Origin of the sequence: Streptomyces calidiresistens, from assembly GCF_014141525.1 — a bacterium.
GTDB classification, from domain to species: domain Bacteria; phylum Actinomycetota; class Actinomycetes; order Streptomycetales; family Streptomycetaceae; genus Streptomyces; species Streptomyces calidiresistens.
In genome coordinates this window covers 1-3879 of sequence record NZ_VKHS01000536.1, presented here as the reverse complement: position 1 = coordinate 3879, position 3879 = coordinate 1, and the positions used below count along the sequence as shown (strand labels likewise).

Annotated in this window: 3 protein-coding genes; all 3 read right to left on the bottom strand. The window is 69.3% G+C overall.

From position 1 onward, the window contains the following. The coding region (locus tag FOE67_RS19110; RefSeq protein ID WP_182665942.1) for a KGGVGR-motif variant AAA ATPase at window positions 1-1180 on the bottom strand (1180 nt) is incomplete at its 3' end. Then, complete coding sequence (locus FOE67_RS19105; protein WP_182665940.1) at window positions 1180-2340, bottom strand: toll/interleukin-1 receptor domain-containing protein; 1161 nt, start codon at window positions 2338-2340, stop codon at window positions 1180-1182. The genes FOE67_RS19110 and FOE67_RS19105, both read right to left, overlap by 1 nt. A 98-nt stretch (window positions 2341-2438) precedes the next feature. After that, on the bottom strand, window positions 2439-3879 hold a 1441-nt coding region (locus FOE67_RS19100), incomplete at its 5' end, for an AAC(3) family N-acetyltransferase (RefSeq protein WP_182665938.1).

The following is a 3879-nucleotide window of genomic DNA, read 5'->3' as shown; positions in this document are numbered from 1 at the left end:
CCTCCTCGCCCGGGCGCAGGGCCGGAGGACCGCCCGCCCCGGTCATCCGCAGGTGGATCTCCCCGCCCGCCTCCCGCACCCGTTCCGCGATCCATCGTGCCCACATGCGGTCCCGGGGCGAGTGGATCAGCCGGAGGCTGCGGTGGAAGCCGGTGAGCATGTCCGTGCCGACCCCCGGGGTCGGGGAGGTATCGGTGTCGATGTACCGGCGCAACAGGAGGAGGCGCTCCTCCTCGGGAGCGGGGCGGAGACCGGTCACGGCCCCCGAGGTGATCACCGAGGTGAGGCGTTCGAAGGCCGAGAGGAGGCTTCCCGCGGTGTCCGGGGGATCCCCGACGGTCGCGGGCATCTCCACGTGTACGTAGTACGACTTCTGCGGGATCTCGATCGCACGCCAGTACTGTTCCCGGGCTGCCGGCGAGAGGTCGTCGAGAACGTCCCGGAACCGCATGTGGGCGTTGTGTCGACTGGCCTGGAGACGCTCGCGCTCCTCCTCGACCACCCGCATGGGGACCGGGAGCACACGGACATGCGGGGATTTGTGCCGTACCTCCCGGGCCACCTGATGGGCGCCGTCAACGGCCTGGCTGTTGAGGGAGAAACAATCGATCAGGACGTCCGGCATGATGAGGGTGGTGATACCGGAGGTGTCGCTGTACCCCGTGCGACTGTCGATGAGGGCGTAGTCGAAGTTCTCGCGCATGTCCTCGCGCAGTCGACGCAGGAACTCCTGGCCTCCCCGTTTCTCGTAGAAACCACGCCAGTCGTAGGTGTTCACGGTCCGGGAGTACTCCGGGGTCAGCCTCCCGGCACCCACGAACATGATGTGCCCCCCGTCCGGGAAGCGGTGGTCGAGTGCCACGGCGTTCTTCTCGGCGCGGGCGTGCTCCCTCAGGGCGTTGGCCGGTGACCGGCGGGCCGCTTCGTCGTAGGACCGCACCTGGTCGATCAGGCCGGGTGTGGAGGTGAGATCCCGGTCGAGGAGGAGAGGGGCGAAGTATCGGTGCAGCCCGGGAGCCTCCAGGTCCCAGTCCATGACCAGTACGCGTTTGCCGTTGCTGGCCAGGATCCAGGCCACGTTGGCCAGCGCCATGGTGCGTCCGGTGCCGCCCTTGAACGAGTAGAAGGTGATCACCGTGCCGGAGGACCGCTCCTCGGTGATGTCGGGACGAGGAGTCATCAGAAGTCCCCTCCGAGTAGAGGAAGCCTGTCGAAACCCCCGGTGGTCATGGCGGGGATCCGAGCGGGACGCGAGTGGGTGATGAGGCGATTGCGTTGGACGGTCAACATGTTGTGCAGGCACCGTTCGAGCCGCCCGGGACCTCGGGGGTTCCAGTTCTCGGTGTCGTGGTCCGCGGCCCCCCACAGCCGGGGAAGCGCGGATCTCACCACGCCCTCCGGGATGATGTCGGGTGTGCCGGTTCCCCCGTCGGGTTCGATGTCCGGGGCGAGCACCAGGACGGTGTCGGGCGGCATGCCGTCGGCGGCAAGGAGGAGTTCCCGGTATTCCCCCGAGACCACCGCGCGGGCGTCCACCACGAGCAGGAGTGGACGCTCCACGCTGTGCTCCCGTATCCAGGCGGGGGTGACCGCCGTGCCGGGGAGTACCGTGCCGAGCGCCCCCGCCGTGGCCAGTATGTCCGTGACGGTGTCCCGGACGGACCTTCCGGGGGGACGGGGGCGCCGATCCGGTGGGTCGGTGGGCCGGTGGGGGGCGTTGTCATCCCCGGTCGGGGGGACACCGGGCCGGCTCGGGGCGAGAATCGCGATGTCGACCACCGGCGATCCGGGATCGGGTTTCCCCCGATCGAGCCCTCGGGGGAGGGAGGGGAGACGCGGTGGCGAGAGGAGAGCCCCGGGCGGATCCATGAGCAGCCGATTGGCCGCTTCCTCCACCACGTCCTCGTATTCCTCTCCGTACAGGGAACGACGACGGAGGAGATAAAGTAATCCTTTTTTAGGATGCACGGTGGTGAATCCATCGGTCATCGCCTCACCCGCGGGGGGCGTGCCGTCGGCCTCCGGAACGGCGTCCGGGAACTCGATTGGCTCCCAGGTGATCCACAGCACGGGAGGGTCCGACTCATTCCGGGTTCGGAAGTGCTCCAACTCTCGCCGACAGGATGCTCGGCGCAGGTATTCGGGCGAAACCAGGGCGACGACTTTCCTGCACTGCTCGAGCAGAGTGTCCGGAGCCTCCGCGCGGCCCGTGAATTTCACCCCCACCGCGTCCGGAGTGCGGCCGGTGCGCATGGCGACGCGCAGACACAGGTCGTGGTGGAAACGACTCGCCCACACCTCGTCGGTGTCACGCGCATAACTCAGGAAGAACTCGTACATCCCCCCGCTCCCGTCGTTCCCGGGGGCCGCCGGGGCCCCGTACGATTTCCGCTTCGGCCCCGGGGCCCATCCGGCGTTCGACGGGCGGGTCCCGGGGGTCAACCCGTGGGAGCCCCCTCCGCGCCCGGAACGCGCCGATTCCCCTTCCCGTGCGCCCTCCTCGTGCGCATCCACTCCTCCGCGAACCGCACGGCGTCCCGGAGTCGGAAGACCTTTCCCCGTCCTCCGGCGATCCCGAGGTTCCGCACCGCTCCGGTGGCTTCGAAGGACATGCCGATACTCGGAAAGTCGCGATCGTCGAGTCGTACGTCCCGATAATCCACCCATGTCCTTCCTTTCTCGGGTGTTGGTATCACGCATCGATAGCGAGACGACGGCGGAGGCTGAGCATATCGGTACTCGGCCAGGTGGAAGGCGGTGTTGGAGGCGAAGTCCGTGCCCAACAACAACACCTTGGCATCCAGGGCGTAGAGGGTCCCCAGGGGGGACCTCTCCCCGAAGTGGCAGTTCAGATCGTGGACATTCGCGATTCGCCCCGCCTCCCGCCCCACCGCGGTGAAGGACGTGTGGGGATGATTGCTCCGCACGCTCCCCGGGAGGGTGCGGATGTACTCCGCGAAAGCCCCTGTTCGGTGACCCGGTGTACGCATCGGGTCGAACGGGGGGAGATCGTTTCGCAACCCCGGCCACCACGAACGCGGCACCGCGACGCCGCAGGTGCGTTCCCAATCCTCCGGATCGGTGTTGTCCGGGGTGAAGGAGGGCACCACCAGTGTTCCCTCCGTGCCCAGCAGGTCCAGGAGGACATCCGCCACCCGACGGGGGGACGGGGAACCGAGGGCCCGCAGCGAGGCGTGGACCAACAGGACATCGCCGGGGCCGATGGCGGTGGGAACCCCGAAACCGCCGTGGACGGTGGGCGCGTCCGCCGTTGACGAGGGCACCGTGCCGGCAGGGGCGAAGGAACCGGTGGGCCGGGAACGCCCCGAGGGGCCGTCCAGCCGGGCCGCCTCCTCCGCCATTCCCCCGAGGAACCGCTCCCCGGCCGGAGTCAGGGAGACACAGCCCTCCAGGACGTCGAGCGTGCGCAACACCCACTCCCGGTACTGCCGGTGGGTGTCCAGACACCGCCGCCGCGCCGCTGTCGGCACGGCGGCGGCGTACTCCCTCCACCACCGCGCCACGGCAAGATGCGCGTAGACCCCTTGCAGCGCGGCCCCCAGCGGCCTCGGGTCGCTCCGCCACGGCACCCGGTAGCGGGGCGACGGGTCGTTCCCGTGCAGTGGCAGGATCCCGGTCAGGGCACCGAGCACGAGATGGTGGGACTCGTGCACGATGCTCTCCGCAATGTGCACCGGATCGTCGCTCCACGCCATGCCGATCGCTCCCGGCGCGTGCCCGGACGCGGCGCTCAAGTGGTCTCCGGGCAGCGGGCGCAGGGGGGTCACACCCGACCACACGGCCGCGCAGGTCGCGGCATCGGTCGGGGTGTGCGCGGAGACCAACCCCCACGCCCTGCGCAGCAGGGCCTCCCACCCC